At 45.9% G+C, this 23,265-nt stretch carries 21 protein-coding genes; 17 read left to right on the top strand and 4 right to left on the bottom strand.

Translation table 11 applies throughout. The annotated features are described in order from the left end of the window. Nucleotides 1-10 precede the first annotated feature (10 nt). The 10 genes from fdnG to nirD all read left to right on the top strand — a co-directional run bounded on the left by fdnG (nt 11) and on the right by nirD (nt 13,018). Nucleotides 11-2,983 carry a formate dehydrogenase-N subunit alpha gene (gene fdnG / locus EIZ58_RS05475; RefSeq protein ID WP_134699474.1) on the top strand — a complete coding sequence of 991 codons (2,973 nt, stop codon included), beginning with the start codon at nt 11-13 and terminating at the stop codon, nt 2,981-2,983. A gap of 2 nt (nt 2,984-2,985) precedes the next feature. Continuing rightward, nucleotides 2,986-3,801 carry a 4Fe-4S dicluster domain-containing protein gene (locus EIZ58_RS05480; protein ID WP_134699475.1) on the top strand — a complete coding sequence of 272 codons (816 nt, stop codon included), beginning with the start codon at nt 2,986-2,988 and terminating at the stop codon, nt 3,799-3,801. Next, nucleotides 3,791-4,474 carry a formate dehydrogenase subunit gamma gene (locus tag EIZ58_RS05485; RefSeq protein ID WP_134699476.1) on the top strand — a complete coding sequence of 228 codons (684 nt, stop codon included), beginning with the start codon at nt 3,791-3,793 and terminating at the stop codon, nt 4,472-4,474. The genes EIZ58_RS05480 and EIZ58_RS05485 overlap by 11 nt, the downstream gene beginning before the upstream one ends. Next, nucleotides 4,471-5,208, top strand: a complete 738-nt coding sequence (locus EIZ58_RS05490) for a formate dehydrogenase accessory protein FdhE (protein ID WP_134699477.1) — start codon at nt 4,471-4,473, stop codon at nt 5,206-5,208. The genes EIZ58_RS05485 and EIZ58_RS05490 overlap by 4 nt, the downstream gene beginning before the upstream one ends. Nucleotides 5,209-5,462: 254 nt before the next feature. Beyond that, nucleotides 5,463-6,770 (top strand): CitMHS family transporter, encoded by a 1,308-nt coding sequence (locus EIZ58_RS05495; protein WP_134699478.1) that lies wholly within the window; start codon nt 5,463-5,465, stop codon nt 6,768-6,770. An 84-nt stretch (nt 6,771-6,854) separates the two neighbouring features. After that, nucleotides 6,855-8,246 carry a sigma-54 interaction domain-containing protein gene (locus EIZ58_RS05500; protein WP_240688954.1) on the top strand — a complete coding sequence of 464 codons (1,392 nt, stop codon included), beginning with the start codon at nt 6,855-6,857 and terminating at the stop codon, nt 8,244-8,246. A gap of 229 nt (nt 8,247-8,475) precedes the next feature. Beyond that, nucleotides 8,476-9,822: an acyclic terpene utilization AtuA family protein gene (locus EIZ58_RS05505; RefSeq protein ID WP_134699479.1), complete on the top strand. Its 1,347-nt coding sequence runs from the start codon at nt 8,476-8,478 to the stop codon at nt 9,820-9,822. Next, the gene (locus tag EIZ58_RS05510) at nt 9,791-10,102 is read left to right on the top strand and encodes an AtuA-related protein (RefSeq protein WP_134699480.1); all 312 of its coding nucleotides are present in this window, start codon (nt 9,791-9,793) and stop codon (nt 10,100-10,102) included. Before EIZ58_RS05505 ends, EIZ58_RS05510 begins: the two co-directional genes overlap by 32 nt. A gap of 168 nt (nt 10,103-10,270) precedes the next feature. Continuing rightward, the gene (gene nirB / locus EIZ58_RS05515) at nt 10,271-12,694 is read left to right on the top strand and encodes a nitrite reductase large subunit NirB (RefSeq protein ID WP_134699481.1); all 2,424 of its coding nucleotides are present in this window, start codon (nt 10,271-10,273) and stop codon (nt 12,692-12,694) included. An 18-nt stretch (nt 12,695-12,712) separates the two neighbouring features. After that, nucleotides 12,713-13,018: a nitrite reductase small subunit NirD gene (nirD, locus tag EIZ58_RS05520; RefSeq protein ID WP_134699482.1), complete on the top strand. Its 306-nt coding sequence runs from the start codon at nt 12,713-12,715 to the stop codon at nt 13,016-13,018. A 40-nt stretch (nt 13,019-13,058) separates the two neighbouring features. On the opposite strand, the gene EIZ58_RS05525 is transcribed toward nirD, so the two are convergent. Then, nucleotides 13,059-14,087 carry a LacI family DNA-binding transcriptional regulator gene (locus tag EIZ58_RS05525; RefSeq protein WP_134699483.1) on the bottom strand — a complete coding sequence of 343 codons (1,029 nt, stop codon included), beginning with the start codon at nt 14,085-14,087 and terminating at the stop codon, nt 13,059-13,061. A gap of 283 nt (nt 14,088-14,370) precedes the next feature. Between EIZ58_RS05525 and EIZ58_RS05530 the strand changes: the two genes are divergently transcribed. From EIZ58_RS05530 to EIZ58_RS05550, 5 genes are all read left to right on the top strand, one after another. Beyond that, on the top strand, nt 14,371-15,438 hold the full coding sequence (locus EIZ58_RS05530; RefSeq protein ID WP_134699484.1) for a TRAP transporter substrate-binding protein: 1,068 nt from the start codon (nt 14,371-14,373) through the stop codon (nt 15,436-15,438). A gap of 77 nt (nt 15,439-15,515) precedes the next feature. Next, nucleotides 15,516-16,034 (top strand): TRAP transporter small permease, encoded by a 519-nt coding sequence (locus EIZ58_RS05535; RefSeq protein WP_134699485.1) that lies wholly within the window; start codon nt 15,516-15,518, stop codon nt 16,032-16,034. Between the two features lie 7 nt (nt 16,035-16,041). Beyond that, nucleotides 16,042-17,319: a TRAP transporter large permease gene (locus EIZ58_RS05540; RefSeq protein ID WP_134699486.1), complete on the top strand. Its 1,278-nt coding sequence runs from the start codon at nt 16,042-16,044 to the stop codon at nt 17,317-17,319. 151 nt (nt 17,320-17,470) lie between these two features. After that, a complete protein-coding gene (locus EIZ58_RS05545; RefSeq protein ID WP_134699487.1) occupies nt 17,471-18,628 on the top strand; it encodes an alpha/beta hydrolase family protein in 1,158 nt (385 codons plus the stop codon). A 45-nt stretch (nt 18,629-18,673) separates the two neighbouring features. Next, the gene (locus EIZ58_RS05550; RefSeq protein WP_134699488.1) at nt 18,674-19,243 is read left to right on the top strand and encodes a hypothetical protein; all 570 of its coding nucleotides are present in this window, start codon (nt 18,674-18,676) and stop codon (nt 19,241-19,243) included. A 49-nt stretch (nt 19,244-19,292) separates the two neighbouring features. Here EIZ58_RS05550 and EIZ58_RS05555 read toward each other — a convergent pair whose 3' ends face one another. Continuing rightward, nucleotides 19,293-19,433, bottom strand: a complete 141-nt coding sequence (locus EIZ58_RS05555; RefSeq protein ID WP_134699489.1) for a DUF2639 domain-containing protein — start codon at nt 19,431-19,433, stop codon at nt 19,293-19,295. Nucleotides 19,434-19,579: 146 nt separating this feature from the next. Between EIZ58_RS05555 and EIZ58_RS05560 the strand changes: the two genes are divergently transcribed. Continuing rightward, nucleotides 19,580-21,286: an ABC transporter ATP-binding protein gene (locus EIZ58_RS05560; RefSeq protein WP_134699659.1), complete on the top strand. Its 1,707-nt coding sequence runs from the start codon at nt 19,580-19,582 to the stop codon at nt 21,284-21,286. Nucleotides 21,287-21,306: 20 nt separating this feature from the next. Next, nucleotides 21,307-21,603, top strand: a complete 297-nt coding sequence (locus tag EIZ58_RS05565) for a hypothetical protein (RefSeq protein WP_134699490.1) — start codon at nt 21,307-21,309, stop codon at nt 21,601-21,603. Between the two features lie 48 nt (nt 21,604-21,651). Here EIZ58_RS05565 and EIZ58_RS05570 read toward each other — a convergent pair whose 3' ends face one another. Both EIZ58_RS05570 and EIZ58_RS05575 read right to left on the bottom strand, forming a co-directional pair. Next, on the bottom strand, nt 21,652-22,422 hold the full coding sequence (locus tag EIZ58_RS05570; protein WP_167577514.1) for a YheC/YheD family protein: 771 nt from the start codon (nt 22,420-22,422) through the stop codon (nt 21,652-21,654). After that, complete coding sequence (locus EIZ58_RS05575; RefSeq protein ID WP_134699492.1) at nt 22,422-23,165, bottom strand: YheC/YheD family protein; 744 nt, start codon at nt 23,163-23,165, stop codon at nt 22,422-22,424. The genes EIZ58_RS05570 and EIZ58_RS05575 overlap by 1 nt, the downstream gene beginning before the upstream one ends. Nucleotides 23,166-23,265: the final 100 nt, after the last annotated feature.

The raw sequence follows: 23,265 nt of genomic DNA on the forward strand, positions 1-23,265 counted from the left end.
AGGGACAAGTATGTCTGACCTAACCAGAAGACAGTTTTTAAAATTGTCAGGAGCAACCGCACTCACTTTAGCTGTAGCGGAGCTCGGGTTTAACGCAAAGGATGCCCAAGCAAAAACAAAACAGCTCAAGATTGCGGAGACAAAGGTTACACCAACCATCTGCCCGTATTGTGCGGTCGGTTGCGGAATTTTAGTCCATATCCGGGACAACGATGTCGTATTCACGGAAGGAGATCCAGACCATCCGATTAACCAAGGCGCGTTGTGCAGCAAGGGAACAACGATACGCCAGCTATATACCTCGGACCAACGGGTGAAAAAGCCGCTTTACCGTGCACCGGGAAGTGATCGATGGGAAGAGAAGGACTGGGATTGGATGCTCGATCGCATTGCCCAGCGAGTTCAAACCACCCGAGATGCGACCTTTGTGGAAAAAGAAAATGGAATTTTCGTAAATAAAACCGAGGCCATCGCCAGTCTTGGTGGGGCTGCGCTCGACAACGAAGAGTGCTACCTGCTGGTTAAAATGATGAGAGGGCTTGGTCTAACTTATATCGAACACCAAGCACGCCTCTGACATAGCTCTACGGTTGCCGGTCTGGCACCTACCTTTGGACGTGGAGCAATGACCAATCACTGGAACGATCTACAATATACAGATTGCGCCCTCATTATTGGAGCCAATCCAGCCGAGAATCATCCGATCAGCTTTAAGTGGCTGTTGAAGGCCAAACAAAACGGAGGAAAAATCATCTCGGTGGATCCGCGGTTTACGCGAACCTCCAGTCAAGCCGATCTTTATGCCCCGCTTCGCTCGGGAACCGATATTCCTTTCATGGGGGGTCTGATCCATTACGCGTTAGAAAATGGGCTTTATCAACGCGAATACGTAGTGAACTATACCAACGCTTCCTTTTTGGTACATGAAGACTTTGAGTTTAAAGATGGGTTATTTACAGGCTACGATGAAACCGCTCGGAAATATGACCAAAGTACCTGGACATTCCAAAAAGATGAAGAAGGCAATATCCTTAGGGATGAAAGCCTCACGCATCCGCGAACCGTATTCCAGTTGATGAAGAAGCATTATTCCCGCTACGACATCGACTCTGTATGCGCGGTGACGGGAACACCGAAAGACCAATATCTGAATATCGCCAAAACCTATCTAAGCACCAGCGCCGCGCATCGCTCAGGAACGATTCTTTATGCTATGGGAACGACCCAGCATACGGTGGGAACACAAAATGTTCGGATTTACGCCATCTTGCAATTGCTTCTTGGAAACGTAGGCATGCCCGGCGGGGGAGTCAATGCACTACGTGGAGAGTCCAATGTACAAGGCTCAACCGATTTCGCACTATTGTATGGAGATCTTCCAGGATACCTTGGGGCTCCAACGGCCAATGAGAAGCATGCCACCCTCCAGGCGTATTTAGAGAATGAAACGCCCAAGTCTGGCTATTGGTCAAACAAGCCTAAATTCGTAGTGAGTTTACTTAAGGCATTTTATGGCCCGCATGCGACTCCTGAAAATGAATTTGGGTATCAATATTTGCCAAAAGGCAAAAAGAATTATTCTCATATTCCTTTGTTTGAAGCCATGGCTAAGGGAGAGCTGAAAGGATTATTCTGCTTCGGCACCAATCCGGTCGTCGGCGGACCAAACGCGGGGAAGGAAAAAGAAGCTTTAGGCAAGCTGGATTGGCTCGTTGCCGCTGATTTGTGGGAGCATGAAACTTCCGCGTTCTGGTCGAAGGAATCGGGAGCCGACCCGTCTCAAATTCAAACGGAGGTCTTCTTGCTTCCTGCCGCCAGTTCCTATGAGAAAGAAGGAACCGTGTCCAACAGCGGACGCTGGATGCAATACCGTTGGCAGGCGATTGAACCCAAGCATGAGTCGAAAGCCGATCTAGAAATCATCCACCTGCTGATGCAACGGTTGAAAAAGCGGTACCAGGGCCGGACGGACGCAAAGGCGAAGCCAATTCATGCCCTACATTGGAATTATGGGGATCATGACCACCCAGATATCGATCTCGTTTCCAAAGAAATTAATGGATACGACACGCGTACTGGTAAGCTGCTACCGAGCTTCTCCAAACTGGCCGACGATGGTTCAACATGCAGCGGGAACTGGATCTATTGCGGATTTTATCCAGAGGAAGGCGGGAATCTGTCAAAGCGGCGTGATAACAAGGACACCGGCATGAGCAACTACTTGAACTGGTCTTATGCTTGGCCGTTGAATCGACGAATTCTCTATAACCGTGCTGCCTGTGATCCATCTGGGAACCCATGGGCCAAAGGCAAGGAAGTCATCTGGTGGGACGGGTTGAATCAGGAGTGGACAGGCTACGACGTGCCGGACTTCGGTAAGAACACAGCCCCGAAAGCAAAAGGAGGACAAGATCCTTTCATCATGCTGCCGGGAGGGAAGGCAGCTCTATTCGCGGCTAGAAACGATGGACCGTTCCCAGAGCACTATGAACCGTTTGAGAGTCCAATCCCGAATGCATTTTCCCGCCAAGAGTTTAATCCGACCGTGACCATCTGGGGCGGCAAGCATAATCATCGAGGAGACAAAACGAAATATCCAATTGTAGCCACTACCTATCGGTTGTCTGAGCACTGGCAATCCGGTGCGATGACCAGACACCAATCCTGGCTTTCTGAGTTGGCTGCCCATATGTTTGTGGAAATTAGTGAGGAGTTAGCAAAAGAAAAGGGGATTTCGAATAAGGATCGGGTCGTCGTTCATTCCGCAAGGGGTGAAATCGAAGCCTATGCCATGGTCACGAAGCGATTTAAGCCTTATCGAATTCGCGGGGAAGTCGTTCATCAGGTAGGGATGCCTTGGCACTTTGGGTACAAGGGTCTTGTCAAAGGAGGAACCGCCAATAGCCTGACCCCTCATATTGGTGATGCCAATACGATGATACCGGAATTCAAGGCATTCCTCTGTGATATAAGGAGGGCATAGCAATGGCTAAATACGTAAAACTGGTGGATGTAACCTTATGTGACGGATGCCGGGCATGCATGGTAGCCTGCAAAGATTGGAATGACCTTCCGGCGGTGCCGGAAGGCTTCCAAGGCACTTATCAATCCCATGAAAAGCTCAACGCCAATACATGGAACTTAATCACTTTCAAAGAAAAAGAACGGCCAAGCGGTGGCTTGGACTGGTTATTCCGACACGATTCTTGCATGCATTGCAACGATGCAGCCTGTGAAAAAGTCTGCCCCGAAAATGCGATCAGGTATACTAAGTTTGGTTCCGTCGTGATTGATGCCGAAGAATGTGTCGGATGCGGTTATTGCACGCAAAACTGTCCTTTTGAAGCCATCCACTTGGCGGAGTACACCGATGCTAAACAAAAGAAATACTATAAAGCGCAAAAATGCACCTTATGCACCGATCGATTAGAAGCGAATCTCCAGCCCGCTTGCGCGGACGTCTGCCATACCGACGCGATTCGTTTCGGCAAGGAAGAGGAGATGCTCAAACTCGCTGAAACGCGGTTACAAAAAGTGAAAGCAAGGTATCCGAATGCCAATATTTATAATCCACCAGGCGTGGACGGAACTCATACCGTATATCTCCTAGCGGACCACCCAAGCGAATATGATCTACCGGAGAATCCGAAGGTTCCAACGGCTGCCAAGCTGTGGAAGGATTTTGCCCAGCCTATTGGAAAATCCTTGTTTGGGGTCACAACTATGGCCGTGATTGGCGCCTTTATTGCCCAGCGTATTAATAAAAAGCCGGAAGAAGGAGGGCCTCACGATGAGCACTAAACCGCAAAAATACGTCAAACGGTTCAGCCTTACGTTCCGGATTGCTCACTGGGTCAATGCGGGTGCTTTCTTTGCCCTGTATATCACCGCTTTACCTATGTACACCGAGTTTTTTGATTGGCTCTATCCTGTATTAGGCGGACCGGCTAACGCGCGCTTGTTGCATCGAGTTTTTGCTGTTCTGTTTATTCTCCCAATGTTTATCATGATTATCTGCGATCCAAAGAGCTTCTTTCATTGGCTCAAAACTATATTCACATGGAGAAAACATGATTTTGGCTTTTTTCTCCCCTTTGCGAAAGAATTCTTCGGCAAGCATGCTGACGTACCGAAACAGGATTTTTATAACGCAGGGGAAAAATTGAACTCCATTCTACAAGTGTTCACAACCCTAATCATTATCGGGTCCGGTTTTATGATGTGGTTCCCGTCCTATTTCCCATATGAGATTCGAGTATGGGCGTATCTCCTTCATAATATAGGTTTTGCTTTAGCGATCGCCGTGGTCGTAGGACATGTGTACTTAGCAACCCTAGCCCCAGGAGCGAAGGATGCGATGAGAGGCATCACAAAGGGAGATGTATCCGAAAAGTGGGCGGAGGAACACCATGGCCGATGGTATGATGAGCTGAAGGAAGAGGAGAAGAAGAACAGAAGGAAGGTGAAACCATGACCACATCTGTAGTTTCAGAATCGTATATATTATTTCAGGAGAAAATGATCGATCTCCTGCGCCAATGGGAAGAAAGGCTTGATTCGGACAGCATTACTGCCTTTACCGCTAACCCTATTCAGACCGAGATCCCTTTTACCATGCAAGTTAAAGTCGAATGCGAACCAGGAACCTATCAAGATATGTTGCACGAGATACTGAACCTGGTGGAAGAATGGAACCCGGAGCTACATGATCAACTGCAAAGAATCGGGGCCCACATAACAGCTATCACCCTAGGCTCCACAATTTCGGATATCTCTAGTGATTGTCAATTAGATCCATGGATCCTACCTTACGTGACCGAACAGGCGACTAGACCCATTCTGCGTATGGTCTCTGCCAAATACCGTGAAGAAATTACCAAGATAGAAACCAAAGGCCTATGCCCGTGCTGTGGGGAGCCTGTCCGGCTAGCGCTGCTTGAAAAAGGAAGGAAAATGCTTCTGTGTCCGCGCTGTCATGCCTCCTGGCAAGAAAACCGATTGACATGCTCCCACTGCGGTAATGAGGACGTCAAAGCCATACGTTACCTTTCCGTTGATGGTGAAGATAAGGCTCAAATTCACGTTTGCGATCATTGCTACAGATACCTCAAGGTCATCGACATCCGTGCCATGCTCGATAAGCCGGCACCAGAACTGCTGGATATTCAAACGATACACTTGGACATCATCGCGCAGGATAATATCTGATAGTCTTTAGAGGGCTGCTCCTTACGTGGGCAGCCTATTCTAATTTAGTAGAAAGCACCTCTTCTATTTCTAAATAACTAGAAATGAGTTAAAATCAGGGATAATTGAATTTTTTTCATCAAAGGCAAATTTTCTTTCTAAAACTCTAGAAACCGCAATGTGAAAACGCTTCGATTAACATTGCCTCCACACTTGGCACAGGAATTGCATTTTAAATTGCTAGAAGTTTCAAATTATGTGGAGGGTGTGATGTAATGCTAGCTTTATTAGGATTTTTGACCATTGCAATTTTTCTTTATCTCATTATGTCCAAACGTGTTTCTGTCATCGCCGCTCTCGTTCTGGTTCCGTTGATTGCAGGGCTAATCGGCGGCTTTGGGGCGGAATTGGGCGGCATGATGCTTGAGGGGATCAAGCAAGTGGCGCCAACGGGAGTGATGCTAGTCTTTGCCATTCTCTTTTTCAGTATCATGATGGATGCAGGACTATTTGATCCCATTGTCTCCCGCATTATCCGAATCGTGAAGGGTGACCCGTTAAAAGTTGTGATTGGGACAGCCCTTCTGGCGATGATTGCCCACTTAGACGGAAATGGGGCCTCGACCTTCGTTATTACCATCTCAGCTTTGCTTCCTCTCTACAAGGTGCTGGGCATGAGTCAGCTTGTGTTGGCTGGAGTCGTTGCCTTATCGGCGGGGGTCATGAATATGGCTCCTTGGGGCGGGCCTACAGCTAGAGCGATCACGACTTTGAATGCGGATTCAGCCCAATTGTTTAATCCCGTGATTCCAGCGATGATTGCCGGGATTGTATGGGTATTTTTCGTTGCCTATCTGTTAGGGAAGAAGGAGCGCGCAAGACTTGGCATTATTGATATCAATGAAGACCAATACAAGAATCTGGTAACGGAGCACGCAGCCGCTGCCCTGACCAAACGTCCCCAGTTGTTTTGGTTTAATCTGCTTCTGACCGTTGTACTTTTGCTAGCTTTAGTAAAAACTTGGTTGCCAATGCCTGTTTTATTTATCATTGCCTTGATTATCGCTTTGATGGTGAATTATCCGAATCCGCGGGTACAGCAGGAGAGGCTGTCTAGTCATGCCAGCAACGTCATGATGGTCGCCGTGATGATTTTTGCCGCTGGTATCTTTACGGGAATTCTAACAGGAACCAAGATGATCGATGCAATGGCAACCTCCATGGTTTCGGTCATTCCGGACGCTATTGCAGGAACCCTGCCCTTATTAGTGGCCATAACCAGTATGCCTCTTAGTCTAGTGTTTACACCGGATGCCTATTATTTTGGCGTTCTGCCTATTATCAGCCAAACGGCTTCCGCATTTGGAATTGATTCCCTAGAAATTGGAAGAGCCGCGATATTAGGTCAAATGACCACAGGTTTTCCACTAAGCCCGCTCACCGCTTCCACGTTTATTTTAGTAGGGATGGCCGGGGTAGACCTCGGAGACCATCAAAAGTTTATATTTAAGTGGGCCTTTGGAACGACCCTAGTGATGACCGTCGTAGCCCTCATTACAGGCGCGATTTCCCTTCAGTTCTAGATATTAAAAAGGAGCGGTTGCTTTTCAACCGCTCCTTTTTTCATTAGAATAGAGAAAAACTCAGGAAGAGAGGAGTGTTTCATCATGATGGATTCTGTCCTGCAAGACTACAGGGAAGACCTTTCTTTAGAACAGCAACTAGAATGGTTGCACGCCATTATCGCTTCCATCCATGATGGGGTCCTCGTCATCGATGACAAAGCTATTGTCAGGCTCATCAATCCTGAATATACAAGAATTACCGGGGTGAAGGCCGAACATATTATCGGAAAGCCTTTGCGAGAGGTTCGTCCAGGCTCCGTCCTTGTAGAAACACTTGAGGATGGAAAACCGAGAGCCGGTATTTATAGGAAAGAAGGAAATTATGAATATGTCGTGGACATGGCTCCCATAAAAGTGGGCCAACAGGTCGTTGGGGCCGTATCCATCTGCAAAGGCCTCACGGAAGTCCATACCCTTTCCCAGGAGCTCAACCGGCATAAAGAAAAGTTAAAGCAATGGGAACGAAAGGTTGGTTCCTTATATCAAGCGAATTATTCCTTCGATCAGATTATCGGGGCATCCGGAGGCTTACGCGAAGTGATTCAAATGGCTAAAAAAGCTTCCGATTCCCATTTGCCTATCCTCATCATGGGGGAGAGCGGAACGGGGAAAGAATTATTTGCCCAAGCCACCCATAACGCGAGCCCTCGCGCTGAACGTCCCTTCATTCCTGTCAATTGCGCCGCTATCCCTTCCGCTCTCATCGAAAGCGAACTGTTTGGGTATGACGAAGGCTCCTTCACGAATGCAAAAAAAGGCGGGAAAGTAGGATTATTTGAAATTGCCGACACGGGAACAATCTTCCTTGATGAGATCGGTGAACTTTCCTACGATCTTCAAGCTAAGCTCCTCCGGGTATTGCAAGAGGGAACCATCCGAAAAGTAGGCGAAACGAAAGAGAAAAGGATCGATGTCCGTGTGGTTGCGGCAACGAATAAAGATCTCTCACAGCTAGTCGAGAAAAACCTTTTCCGTGAGGATCTCTACTATCGTTTAAATGTGCTTACCCTGCAGCTTCCGCCTCTTCGTGAAAGAAAGCAAGATATAGCTGCATTAGTCGAATCGATGCTGCAAGGACATCCCACCTTTTCTGTGACGGACCAGACCCACTCGCTGCTCCAGCGCTATGACTGGCCAGGAAATGTACGTGAACTTAAAAACGCAGTTGATCATGCGATCTGTATGGCGGAAGGAACGGAAGTCCTGCCCCATCATCTGCCAAAGACCATGCTAAAATCGACTGGACTACCCGATCCTCTACAGAAGCAGACGCGAACCTTAAAGAATGTAGTAGAGGAAACAGAGCGCCAATGGATCATAGAAACCCTACAGCGGTACGGGGATGATGTGGAAGAAAAAAGACTTGCAGCAGAGGAGCTCGGTGTCTCATTAGCCACTCTTTATAATAAGATGAAAAAGTATGATTTGACCTGATCTCCATGTTTCTAATCTGCTAGAATTGCTGAATTGGTTTTCTAGCTCTTTAGAAATGTTGAATCTGCAGGTGAGACCTGATGCAAGGGACTTTCTTTTTTCCTAGATTTCTAATTCTTTATAAATGGTAGAAAGATAACGCTTAGTTTAAGCGTTTCTTTTTTTGGCATAATTCTTGCTTAAAATATAAAGTAAGTAAAACCTATCCTTAACATGTGAGGTGAATAATATGATACGTATAGGATCTGGAACAGGATTTTCTGGGGATCGCATAGAGCCGGCGGTACTGTTAGCAGAGAAGGGAAATCTGGACTATCTTGTTTTGGAATGCTTGGCGGAACGAACCATTGCCTTAGCACAGAAGCGTAAAAGACATATGCCAAACCACGGCTATGATCCCTTGCTTGAAAGAAGAATGGAACTCCTTTTGCCTGTGATCAAGAGAAATGGGACTCGTGTGATCACGAATATGGGTGCAGCCAATCCCATTGCTGCGGCTGACAAAATTGTAGAGCTTGCCGAACGCTTAGGTGTGGTGGTCAAGGTCGCAGCCGTAACAGGCGATGATGTATTCGAGCATATTTCAGTTGACCAGCGAACCCTGGAGAACGACGAACCCTTGACCGCTTTCGGCCCCCTCATTTCAGCTAACGCTTACATGGGTGTGGAAGCGATCCTTCCCGCCTTACAGAGTGGAGCAGACATTATTGTTACAGGAAGAGTTGCAGATCCCTCCTTATTCCTTGCCCCCATGGTCCACCACTTTGGCTGGTCTCTTGATGACCTGGACCGAATGGCCCAAGGAACCGTAATCGGTCATTTATTGGAGTGCGCTGGACAGATCACTGGTGGATATTTTGCCGATCCGGGGAAGAAAGACGTCCCCGACTTTGCCCACCTCGGCTATCCCTTTGTGGACGTTCATGCGGATGGAACAGCCGTGATCGGTAAAGTAGAGGGAACCGGCGGTGTCATCACCTTGATGACGGCAAAAGAGCAGCTTCTATATGAAGTGACCAATCCTGCTGATTATATGACACCCGATGTGACCGCTGATTTTACCCAGGTTGGCTTGTCTGAAGTCGGACCCAATCGCATAGAGGTTTCAGGGGGAAAAGGGAAATTTGTCCCTTCCACGTTCAAGGTCAGTATGGGTTACGATGCGGGTTATATTGGAGAAGGAGAAATCTCTTATGCAGGGCACAATGCTCTAGAGAGAGCGAAATTGGCGGGCGAAGTGATTCGAACCCGATTACAGGAAACTTATGCGGAACTTCGCGTGGACTATATTGGTCAAACCTCGGTTCATCGAACCACCTTCGATGGCTATGCTGAACCCTATGAGATCCGACTCCGTGTAGCAAGCCGAGCCCTAACGTTGGAGGAGGCCGCACGTATAGGTGAAGAAGTAGAAGCGTTGTATACCTGCGGCCCTGCAGGGGGTGGAGGAGCACGTAAATATATACATGAAGTTGTGGGAATCGTCTCTGTTCTGATACCGAGAGAAAAGGTCCAACCACAAGTGACTATTCGGGAGGTCAAGGATGAAAAAGAAATTATATCATCTAGCTCATAGCCGTGCAGGGGACAAAGGAAATACGCTGATTTTATCTCTTATTCCTTATGACGATCAGGATTACAAGCTACTGTGTGAGAAAGTAACCGCCAATGCGGTCAAGCAGCACATGAAGGACATTGTAGCAGGCGAAGTCATTCGTTACGAGGTGGACAACCTGCCTGCTTTGCAGTTCGTTTGCCACCAAGCGTTACTTGGAGGAGTAACGACCTCTCTGAGTATGGATACGCATGGCAAAAGCTTAAGCTATGCCCTACTGGAAATGGAAATTGAATGTTAAGCGCAAAAGATGAGGAAGGGTTGCCATAATGGCAGCCTTTTCTTTTTGACAATCCAGTGAAACGGACGTTTATGTGATCTTTTTCACAAGAATTTCCGTCCATACCCTTTATACTACAATCATCAAGAGAATATCCGTTGTTAATTCACAACAGATGGAGGAAACAGCATGAGTAAGAAAAAGCTAGTGATGATTGGCAATGGAATGGCCGGTATTCGTACGATAGAAGAAGTTCTTCGAATTAATCCCAACCTTTTTGACATCACCATATTTGGAAAAGAGCCGTACCCGAACTATAATCGCATTCAGTTGTCCCATGTACTTCAAGGTGACATGACCGTAGACGATATTATCATGAATGATTGGGACTGGTACCACGCTCATGGCATCGAATTATTTACGGGAGAAACCATTATCAATATAGATACTCAAAACAAGCTGGTATATTCAGAGCAGGGACGTAAGATGCAATTTGATGAACTCATCATCGCTACAGGCTCAAGCCCGTTCATTCTTCCTATTCCTGGTGCGAATAAACGGGGAGTCATCGGCTTTCGCGATATCGCAGATTGCCTTCAGATGATTGACACCGCAAAGGTGGCTAAACGGGCTGTCGTTATAGGAGGAGGTCTTCTTGGGCTAGAGGCTGCAAAAGGTCTTGTTCACCTGGGAATGGAGGTTGATGTCGTTCATTTGATGGGTCACTTAATGGAGAAGCAATTGGATGAAGTGGCAGGCAGGATGCTTCAAGAGGAGTTGGAGCAGCAAGGCATGAACTTTTACATGAGAAAGCAAGCGGTGGAGATCCTTGGAGATGATCGGGTTTCCGGACTTCGTTTCCGAGATGGAGAGGAACTACAAGCGAACCTCGTGGTGATGGCGGCTGGCATTGTTCCAAATGCAGCGGTAGCGAAAGCTAGCGGAATAGAGGTTAAGCGAGGCATCGTGATCAATGATTTTATGGAAACCAGTTTGCCTCATATCTACGCGGTGGGAGAATGTGCAGAACACCGAGGAATTTCCTACGGTTTGGTGGCTCCGTTATACGAACAAGCCATAGTTCTCGCGAAGAAGCTTTGTGGTGTGAGGACCCCAGCTTATGAAGGATCAATTGTAGGGGCGCAGCTCAAGGTGTCTGAGGTGGATTTGTTCTCTGCGGGTGATATCACAGAAGGTCCAACAACCAAAACGATTAAGGTTCACAATGAATGGGAAGGGGTTTATAAAAAAGTCGTCCTCCAGGACCAACATATCACAGGGATTGTGTTATACGGGGATACGCGAGACAGCCATCGTCTGTTTGGCATGATGATGCGGAGGGAGGACATAACGGGCAAGGCGAATATCTCCTTTTTTACGGAGCCCGGAGGTCAGACAGCAGGCCATGATGTTTCGCTCCTGCCGGATAACGAAGTCATTTGTGGCTGTAACGGCGTGAATAAAGGAAGCATTGTCGAGGCTGTTCAAACCCAAGGGCTAACAACCGTAGAGCAGATCGGAAGTTGCACCAGTGCAGGGCGTTCTTGCGGGAGATGCAAGCCACTGATTCAGGATCTTTTAGAGTACACGCTAGGGGATCAATTTGATCCAGCCACACGTAAGACTACATTATGTGGCTGCACTGACTGTAGCCACGATGAAGTAGTCGAACACATTCGGAGCAAAGGGCTTACCACGGTAAAAGAGGTCATGCATGTTCTGGGCTGGAAAAACCAAGAAGGCTGTACGAAATGTCGACCTGCATTAAACTATTATCTCGGAATGATTTATTCCGACTATCAGGATGACCGAGATTCTCGTCTCGTCAACGAAAAGCTCCATGCCAATATCCAGAAAGATGGAACGTTTTCCGTCGTGCCAAGAATGTATGGCGGGGTAACCACGGCGGAAGACTTGCGCAAAATTGCTGACGTAGCAGATAAATATGAAGTACCTCTTGTGAAGTTAACAGGAGGACAGCGAATCGGCTTATTCGGGATTAAGAAAGAGCACCTCCCACAGGTTTGGGCCGAATTGCAAATGCCTTCAGGTTATGCTTATGGCAAGACGCTCCGAACCGTAAAAACGTGTGTGGGCAAAACCTTCTGTCGTTTTGGTACCCAAGATTCCATGAGCCTTGGCATCGAGCTTGAAAAACGCTTTGAGCGATTGGACACACCGCATAAAGTGAAAATGGGAGTGTCTGGCTGCCCTCGCAATTGTGCCGAGTCCGGAATCAAAGATATTGGGTTTGTAGGAGTAGAGGGTGGATGGGAAATTTATGTAGCCGGAAATGGCGGAACGGATTTACGAGCAGGCGAGCTCTTGTCTAAAGTATCAACAAAAGAAGAAGCGTTAGAGCTTACTGGAGCTTATTTGCAGTATTATCGGGAGACCGCTCTTTACTTAGAGAGAACTTCCAAATGGATGGAGAGAGTAGGGCTCGAGCAAGTTCAATCCCATTTAGCCGATCCGGTTACACGCCAAGAGCTGAATGAACGTTTAGAACAGGCTGTTGCTCGCTACGAAGAACCATGGATTCAAGCCGTGGAGAAGCCCATCATACAGGATCATCTCTATAGCCACCAGAACTTTACAGCCATGAAAAACTAATAGGGAAGAGGAAACCTGATGGAAATCCAAATTGCTTATTATAGTCAACTTCCCGAACGAAGGGGACAGGCCATTACAGTGGACGGGCTAGAGATTGCCTTGTTTCGCCTCACGAACGGAGAGGTCAAGGCGATTGAAAACAAGAGCCCGCATCCCAAAGGTGGGGTCCTTTCCGAAGGTCTGGTAAGTGGAGACTTTGTCTACTGCCCTTTATACGACTGGAAAATCTCTCTCCAGGACGGTATCGTCCAAGCGCCGGATAAAGGTGTCGTAAGGACCTTTCCTGTCCTGGTTGAGGAGGATTTCGTATACATTAGGCTGTAAAATTATGACCAAAAAACCATCCTGAATAAGGATGGTTTTTTCATGGCGTTGCCTCGCTTGCTAATCGGGAAGACTCGGACAAGATTACCGTAGAGGGTAAGACTTCCACATGTGGAGTAGCTACATTGCGGTCCTTTATCTGCATAAGAATCTTCTTGGCAGCATATTCCCCCATCTGGAATGTAGGTTGGCGAACACAGGTTAGGTGCGGCACTGTAAGTCCTACCCAGTCCGGTTCATCAAAGGTTGCTAAACCCATAGGGCGAGGGGAAGGAATTCCACAGTCTTTTACCAAAGGGTAGAGCTCTAGCATGATCAAACCATTGGCGGTATATATCGAGAAGGGATCTTTTCTCGATAATTTCAGGAGCTCTTCAATAACGGATTCTAGTGTAGCCTGGTTCCCCCGTTCAATCCAAAGAATCCTAGGGTCTTTAGCATGTTGCTGACAGGCATGAGTATAACCGTTTAATCGTTCCGTCCTTGTGCTTATCTGTGCAACGGACTCTGTAATAAACAAGACTTGTTGATAACCTTCGTGAAACAAAGCGGATGTCAGTTTCTCAGATGCATGAAAATTATTGGTGACGACGTTAGTCACTGCAGGAATGGGAAACTCACGATCAATTAACACGACAGGAAGGGTACGCGCCACTTCCTCTAGTAAAGCATTGTTCTCACCATTTGTTTGGATGATGAGTCCGCCAATATTTTGCGCGACCAGTGATTGAATGACCCCTTTCTCCCGTTGGGGATCTCCGCTCGTTTCACAAACCATAAGATTATATCCGGCATCGCTCAAAATTTTTGATATAGATCGGATTACAGACACACAAAAAGGATAACTCATATTGACGACGACCACTCCGATATTGCGGCTTGGCCCCTTCAACCCTTGAGCAAGCTTGTTAGGTTGATAGCCAAGGCGTTGGATCACTTCCTTGATTTTCACTCGGGTTTCTTCGCCCATAGCTTCATAGTTTTGGTTTAAGTATCGGGATACCGTCGTAATGGAGACGCCGGCTTCTCGAGCTACATCTTTAATCGTGATCCGCCGAGGTTTGTTCATGATTCATTACTCCCTAATGTACAAATCGATATACTTTATTATATAACATTCGCACGAGGAGGCAAAAGCAGGTTTATTTAACCTGACCCTGTTGTCAAGGCTTATATTTTGTGTTAGATTTTAGTTAAACGTTTTCGTAAAACATTTTCGTAAAACGTTAAAAATAAAACTCTATGGTTTCTGCTACTGGATTATGGAATTTGAAAGCGCTTGAACCGAAATCAACGCTCTCAGCATCATCTGATAGAATAGCGGAATCTCAACGTTATGGGAGGTTCATTGTATGAGAAAATTAGTATCTGGATTATTAGCCGCTTCTTTAATGGCAGTAGGACTAGTAGGCTGCGGTGGAGGACAACAGACATCAGGTACACCTGCTAAGGAAGGAAGCCAAGCTACAGCACCCGCACCTGCTGACCAACAGCGCATAATCCGTGCAGGGATCGGCTTAAATGACCAGCACCCACAATATAAAGGTCTTTTAAATTTTAAGGAGATTGTAGAGGCAGAAACTAATGGGGCTATTAAAGTAGAAACCTATCATAGCGGTCAGTTAGGTGACGATCGCACGATGATGGAAGCCCTACAATTAGGCACACAAGAAATGACGATTCCATCTACGGCGCCTATTGCGAACTTTGTCTCAGATTTCTCCGTTTACGATATTCCGTTCCTGTTTTCTAGCGAAGAAGTAGCAGATAAGGTATTATTGGAAAGTGAAATCTCTCAACAATTGCTAGATAAGCTTCCCGCTCAAGGCCTCATAGGGCTGACATATTGGGAAAACGGCTTCCGCAATCTAACGAACAGCAAGCGTGCTGTAGGGGCTGTCGCTGATTTTAAAGACTTAAAGATTCGCACGATGGAAAACCAGTTGCATCTTGCTTCCTTCAGAGCTCTAGGAGCGAATCCAACTCCTATGGCGTTCAGTGAGTTATTTACAGCGATGCAGCAAGGAACGGTAGATGGTCAAGAAAATCCAATTGCCACGATCTATCTGCAAAAGTTCTATGAGGTTCAAGGGCATGTTTCCTTGACGAAGCATATCTACAGTCCTTTCGTGGTTTTAATCAGCAAGAAGTTCTGGGATGAGTCTACTCCTGAGCAACAGCAGATTCTGAAAAAAGCGGCAGAAGAAGCAGGGCAGCTTGAGCGCCAATTGAATCGTGAGGCCAACGAGAAGTACTTGGAGGAATTGAAAAAGGGGGGCATGACCGTAACCGAAATTTCTCCAGAAGCTCGCGAAGAAATGGAAGCCTTAATTGCTCCGGTTGTAGATCAGTTTGCTGAAAGAATAGGAAAGGATACGGTTGAAAAAGTAAGAGCTGCGGTACAAGAAGCAAGTAAATAATAGCTTTCGCGAGGAACGAAAGAAGTACGATTCTTTCGTTCCTCATTTTTGCGTAAGTACGGAAGGAGGAACCGAAAATGTCGTTAATCCGAAAAGTAGACAAATACCTTGAAGAAACCATTTGTGTGATTTTGTTTTCAGCGATGGTTGTTCTTACGTTTGCCCAGGTCATGTCCCGATTTGTATTCAATATATCTTTGGGGTGGTCTGAGGAGCTCTCTCGATTTTTCTTTGTCTGGCTGGTTTATATTTCAGCCGCCTTGGCAGCTAAACACCGACGACATATTCGCGTAGAGCTGATTGACCAGCTTTTACCGAGAAGCATTTCCAAGTGGGCAGGAGTCCTGTCTGACCTGTTATGGATTACATACGCCTCGATTGTCGCTTTTCAAGGTTACAAAGTGGCCATGATGATTATGGGACACGGACAATTATCTCCCGCTATGCAGTTGCAGGTTGGTTGGGTGTATATGATTATTCCGTTTGGCTTTGCTCTTATCGCGTTCCGGGTGGCTCAGGGGATTGTGGCTCGCTTCAAGGGTGAGCATGAGTTAACGGATGAGGAAAAATTGCGAAGAGCAGTAGAGGAGGCGTAAAAAGATTATGTCAGCACCTTTAGTCTTGGGACTCACCTTGGTAGGAAGCTTGCTATTGGGAGTTCCAATTGCTTTTGCTATAGGGATTTCTACCTTGGTCACCTTGTTTGTCGGAGGAATTCCTATTGCCTTCATTGCCCAGCAGTCCTTCACCGCGCTGGATTCCTTCCCGCTCATGGCAGTTCCGTATTTTATCCTGGCGGGGGCGTTAATGGAAACGGGAGGATTATCGAAACGGATTATCAATGTCGCTCAAGAAGCGATGGGGAATGTGACGGGTGGCTTTGCCATCGTGACGATTCTGGCTTGCGCGTTGTTTGCCGCAATTTCCGGCTCGAGTCCAGCAACCGTTGCTGCGATAGGGTCCATCATGATTCCAGCCATGGTACAAAGGGGCTATAGCAAGGACTTCGCCGCAGCGGTCTCTGGCGCAGGCGGAGGCTTAGGGATCGTCATTCCACCGTCCATCCCGATGATCATTTACGGAATTGTAGCCAGCGTATCGATTGGTGACATGTTCCTTGCTGGGTTCGTCCCTGGAGCGTTCTTAGCGACCTTAATGATTGCGTGGATCTATATCACAGCGAGAAAACGAGGGTATACAGGAACAGGTCAAGCATTTGATATGGGCAGATTCCTAAAAGCGGTATGGGATGCCAAGTGGGCCTTGTTTGCCCCCGTCCTTATTTTAGGCGGAATTTACAGCGGTGTGTTTACACCGACAGAATCCGCAGTTGTTGCCGTCGTCTATGGACTCATCGTAGGGTTATTCGTTTATAAAGAACTAAAGTGGAGTCATATTCCCAAAACCTTAATTTCCTCCGCCTTAGTCACCGGATCGGTAATGATCATTTTAGGCACCGCTACAGCATTTGGAAAACTGGTCACCATGTACCAAATCCCAAATATGCTAGCTAATTTCTTAATGGAAATTTCGGACAATAAATATGTCTTACTAATGTTAATCATGGCTTTAGTTTTATTTGTTGGTACCTTCATGGAGACGCTGTCCATCATTATTATTCTAGCACCGCTATTCCTGCCTGTATTGGTTCAGCTTGGTGTGGATCCGATTCACTTCGGAATCTTGTTAATTATCGGGGCCGAAATCGGGATGATGACCCCTCCATTAGGTGTCAATCTATTTGTCGCGTCAGGGATTTCTGGATTGTCCATCGAACGGGTGGCTAAAGCCATTTTCCCATTTGTACTCGTTCTTGTATTAGGGTTATTGATTATGGTATTCGTACCGTGGCTTTCCCTTGTCTTACCAAGTATATTTTGACCAAAAGCTCAGGGCATTAAAACCATTTTTTCGGTTTGATGCCCTCGAACTCTCCCTAGACCCAAACAAGCTATTCCTAAGATCTAATTTCGATCTTGGGGATAGCTTTCTTTTTAATAAAGGATAAACTGGAAGAAAAGGAGGGTGACCTATGCGTACCTTTGATTTCCCCGTAGGCTATGAACACTTTCATCCGACAACGATTGTTAACTATCAGCTGAATCGCTGGTATTCATTTGGTTATGCAAGAAAAGAGGATATGCAGGAAGCCGGTAAGCAAATCAAGACCACAGATGATTGGAAGCAGATCATGGTTCGGCAAGCGGAAAAAGCTATGCAAGAGGGGCGGCTTATCCCAGGTACCTTTTATTACCGCGCTGCCGAGTTTTTTACGTTGCCTTCGGATCCCGATAAAATTAAGCTTTATGATACCTTTATTGACTTGTTCTATCACCATGCCTTTGCAACGGATAGGATAGAGAGGGGATTGGTTCCTTATCAGGACGGTTTTTTATCTACCATGAGGGTTCGTTCCTCTTTAAATAAAGTCAGAGGGAAAATCGTGGTGCACGGCGGGTTTGATTCCTTTATCGAAGAGCTCTACTCCCTGGCCGCCTACTTCTCGAATGAGGGTTATGAAGTTATTTTGTTTGAGGGGCCTGGTCAAGGAACCACGCTAAAAAAATACGGTCTTCCTTTAACTCACGAATGGGAAAAGCCAGCGAAGGCCGTCTTGGATTACTACGAAATAGACGATGTGACGTGGATTGGAATATCCATGGGTGGATGGCTTTGTTTTCGAGCGGCTGCCTTTGAGCCTAGGATTCGACGCGTGATTGCCTCTAGCATCGCCTTTGATTATATGCAAATTCCTCCTTCTCCGGTTACCGCCTTTGCAAGAGCGTTGTTTCGTTATCCTTCAATCATGAATATCCTAGCGGAATGGAAAATGAAATGGTTCCCTCAAGAAAAATGGGGGATTCACAACCTGATGTATATCACCAAAAAAAGCAACCCGATGGAAGCAAGTCAAATCATGCTCAATTTTAATGAAGAAAACCTTCATTCAGACCAGGTCAAACAAGATGTATTAATCCTAACTGGGGTAGAGGATCACTTTATCCCCTTAAAGATGCACGTGAAGCAAGTGCAAGCCCTAACTCATGCAAAATCGGTGACCGAACGCCTCTTCACGAGAGAGGAACAAGGTCATAACCACTGTCAAGTCGGCAATTTTGGGTTGGCTCTGCAAGTCATGCTAGATTGGATCAAACGGGCGGCTTATTCCTGTAATAAAAAGAAGCCATAAATCGTCTAAGAATAGGCAACTCTTTTTTCGAAAGGAACAGATCAAATGAAAAAATGGCTCGTTATTCTTGGAACTTTACTAGCATGCAGCATTGCCTTTAATGTAAATCTTTATCTGAAAAATCGTGCTTATGAAGGATTTTTAGCTGAGCATATTGCTAACAAGGTTTCCCCTCTATCTACTTCCATTCTAAAAAGTAGAATTTTATTAGAGGGGATCCTTACAAAGAATGTGATGACATACGAAGAAGCAGAGGAGCTCAACTCCCATTTCCGCAAAATCGCCATGGAGGCGCAAGATTTGGTTTACATGGGAAATCGCTTCAACTCCTTCTCCAATCCCCTTAGCAACCAACTGAGTTTAGATACAGTAAGGGACAAGATTATCTTCGAGGGTGTCGTGCGAGATTATCACCCAGGTGAGGTGCTGACGTTAGATGAGGACCGGAAAGCAGAAATACAACGCCTCTATGACCGGATGAAAAGGTACGAAATGGTTATCCATAAGCACGTAAGCGGAGCCACGCCTGAAGGAATGGAAGAACACTTTTGGAAAAAGGCTCGCACCCTTCATCCTTATTGGAGTGAGCTGATAGAGGAGTTGACACACCATTGAATGCTATAAGTGAGCCCCTTAAACCTACGTTAAAGGGGCCTCCCAGCTTCTAAGCTTTATTCTTTACATATTTATCATACAGATTGGCTAACTGGTGTGTTTTCAAGGACTCCAGCCGTTTCCCATCGATAATACGAATATTGTGTTCCTTGAGCTTGTGGACATAGTAACCCTTAGATCCAATGTGCATAGTTCATCACCCTTTCACTAGGATTTACGCTGACCGTTTCATTTCTATGACAAACGAGGGAAGAAGATGACCCACTTATCTGAATATTTATGATAAACTAGGTGCACAGAAAAAAAAGAAAAGGAAGGTTTTGTATGAAATGGCGTATGATTAATCGTTTTTTCAGCTATTATCAGCCTCATAAAAAGCTGTTTTACATCGACTTTTTTTGTGCAGTCCTGGTAGGCCTTTTGGAGCTGGGATTCCCTCTCGCAGTTTCCTGGTTTATAGACCAACTCTTGCCGGAGGGGAATTGGACCACGATTCTGGCCGTAAGCGCCGGTCTTTTAACCCTATACTTCATGAGCTCAGGAATGCAATTTGTTGTGAACTATTGGGGTCATAAGCTCGGGATTAATATCGAGACCGATATGCGTCGAGAGCTGTTTCACCATGTTCAGCGACAGTCCTTTCGCTTCTTTGATAATACGAAAACCGGGCATATTATGAGTCGGGTCACCAATGATCTAATGGATATCGGGGAATTAGCTCATCATGGACCAGAGGACTTATTCATTGCCGTCATGACGTTTACGGGTGCATTCTGGATTATGTTCACGATCAATCCGAACCTTGCTTTGGTCGCTTTGCTCATTGTTCCTTTCCTGATAGGGTTGATCTCCTACTCCAACATCAAGATGAATGCCGCCTGGACAAAAATGTATGGGAATATCGCTGATGTGAATGCGAGGGTGGAGGATAGTGTGTCAGGGGTTCGTGTAGTCCAATCCTTTACCAACGAACAGTATGAAATTGATCGTTTTAATACGAACAATCAGTATTTCCGCAAGTCCAAGCTTAAAGCGTATAAAGTCATGAGCTGGAACTTGTCCGGAATCTATATTACGACTCGACTAATGATCTTAATTATTCTCGTTTATGGAGCATGGCTTAGCTTTTCAGGTGTGCTCTCCTATGGTGAACTTGTGGCCTTTATTCTATATCTAAATGTGTTGTTCAAGCCCATCGATAAAATCAGTGCGCTACTTGAGCTTTACCCCAAAGGTATGGCAGGCTTTACTCGGTTTACTGAACTTATTGATACGGAACCCGATATAAGAAACCGTCCAGACGCGATTGAGGTGCCTTTTTTAAAAGGAAATATCTGTTTTCAAGACGTAACGTTTGGATACGAGGGTCATCGTCCCATCTTAAATGAGCTCACATTTTTCATTGAGGCTGGCAAAACGGTTGCCTTTGTGGGGCCATCTGGCGCCGGGAAAACCACGATCTGTTCCTTGATTCCTCGTTTCTACGACGTGGAAAAAGGAGCGATCACCATCGATGGGATCGATGTACGCGATATGACGAAGGAGTCATTGCGATCTCACATCGGCATTGTTCAACAGGATGTGTTTTTATTTACAGGAACTTTGCGGGAGAATATCGCCTATGGAAAACTAGGAGCTTCGCAAGAGGAGATTGAAGAAGCGGCGAGAAAAGCTCATCTCACTGAGTTCATCGCTTCTCTGCCGGAGGGTTATGACACAGAGATTGGGGAAAGAGGATTGAAACTTTCGGGCGGCCAAAAGCAAAGGCTGGCGATTGCCAGGATGTTCCTGAAAAATCCGCCGATCTTAATTCTGGATGAGGCAACCTCGGCTTTGGATACCGAAACGGAAGCCATTATCCAAGAAGCTTTACAAGATCTATCGAAAGATCGAACCACGCTGGTGATTGCTCATCGACTCGCCACAATTAAAAGTGCCGATCGTATTTTAGTTATCACAAATGAAGGGATCGCGGAAGATGGAACGCATGGACAGCTCCTTTCCCAAGAGAACGGGATATTTGCTAGGCTACATGCACATTAATAGAGTAGGAGGCGATGACAATGGAATGGAATTTTTTGTTTCGTGTGGATTATTTAAATGAAAAAGGCGAGGAGAGAAATCTTAAAGGCCTAATATTTACTGATGAAGGAAAAGCCCCAACTGCGGAACAAATTCAAGAGTTCCTGATGGAGAGCGGATACCAGGTTAACATTCAAGATCCACAGCAATTGACCTTTATCGATCCAAACCCGAGTGATCCTATTAAAATTACGGTGGTTAAGTTACATGATGAAGATGATCAAGTGAATGACTGGGCGATGAGACTGCTTGCCGAACAATTTCGTAAGCAGTATTAAAACGAAAAGCTCTGTACGCAAATAGGCGCGCAGAGCTTTTTTTGTTGTTTATTTTGCACTGGTTCGGCCATAGCTTTTGGCTAGGTTCATCATACGCTGATACATTTTCGGATGGAGCTCTTTGAGGGGATGGAACTGCGGATGTCTGCTATTCACTTCAATGATCCATAGTTTTCCTCTTCTATCGAAGGCAAAGTCAATCCCCATCTCATGCATACCGGGCTGTTTAGCAGAAAGAGCATGGGCTACGGCGAGAGAGACTTCTTTTAGCTTTCGGTATCTTTGCTTTCGTTCTTTGGAAGTTAGACCTAATGAGGTAAACACCTTTTCAAGTCTAACAATCCGTCCCCCTTGGGAGTAGTTGGTAACGATCTTGTTCTTTGACCCAACTTTTGTAAAGATGCCTGTGGTTCTCCAAGGTCCACCTGGTTTCCTCTGTACCATAGCACGAATGTCGTATGGGTTTCCTTTAACCTTTTCCAATGCGATTCCTTGCTGGATAGCTAATAAAGTCTCAGATTGGGACTTAAGATATCTATAGAGGGATGTCATTTGTTTGAATTTTTTTCTACCCTTGGTGGATCGGAGTCTAAATTGCCTTTTTTCCACTTTTTTGACTTGAAATATTCCGTTTCCATGTGAACCTTTATTAGGCTTAACATAAACGAGTCCATACTTTTGCAAGCAGTGGTTTAATTGATTCTTATCCAGTTTTGCTGTAAAGGGTTGATAGGATTTGAGATGCGGATAGGCTGTCAGATAGCGGTAGACGCGGAGTTTTCCTTCGATAGATTTGCTTTTATAGCTCTTATGAGGCACTACTTCTTCCTCCTTATGTGTTTGACGTAACGTCTGATACGGAGATATAACTCCTCATGATGACGAAAGAGTTTATATCCCGGTTTGGTATTTCCTTCGATAATCCAAAGCTTCCCGTTTTTATCCATGGCTATATCGAGGCCAAACATGCTGGCATAGTTAAAGTATTTCTCCGCAAGGTATTTCCCCAATCTGCTTACTTCCTGTTCAAACTGAGCAGCGCGTACGTTGAGCTTCTTCGAACCGCTCAAGGCTTGCTTTACGGAAATGGCCTGGCCTCCCTGGGAGTAGTTCGTTACCACTTTATTCTTTTTTGCCCATTTTCCCATAACGCCCATGGTTATCCAATCGTTTTTGGGTTTAAGTAATAGTACTCGAAAGTCTATCGGACGATTCTGGATAGTTAATAGTTCAATTCCTTTTTGCAAGATATAAGGCTTGTTGCCAATTTTCCGATGTATAGAAGAGAGAACTTCCTTGCTGCTCTTGAGAAGCTGACGATGAGTACCGTATCGAATTAGAAAGCCAGAAGTTACTCTCTCAATCTTCATGATGCCCCTGCCTTGTCCGCCTATCTCTGGCTTCAGAAATAAAATTGAGGACCTCTTTAGAGCCCTGGCTAAGCCTCTGATCGTATACTTTTCAGTAGGGACAAGCATACGCTTCAGAACTGGATCCTCCTTCATGGCCGAATATTGATTCCATTTGCTTCGCGCTAAACCAAAATCCTTGATTTGGCTCAATTCTAGCAACTCCTTCTTTAGTCTCTAATTATCTTATTCAAATGGAAGGAGTTTGAAATAGAGAAATTAACCATTAAATGTAAGTCTAAGAGAGTACTAG

The sequence above is a fragment of the Ammoniphilus sp. YIM 78166 genome (assembly GCF_004522215.1).
Classification (GTDB): Bacteria; Bacillota; Bacilli; order Aneurinibacillales; family RAOX-1; genus YIM-78166.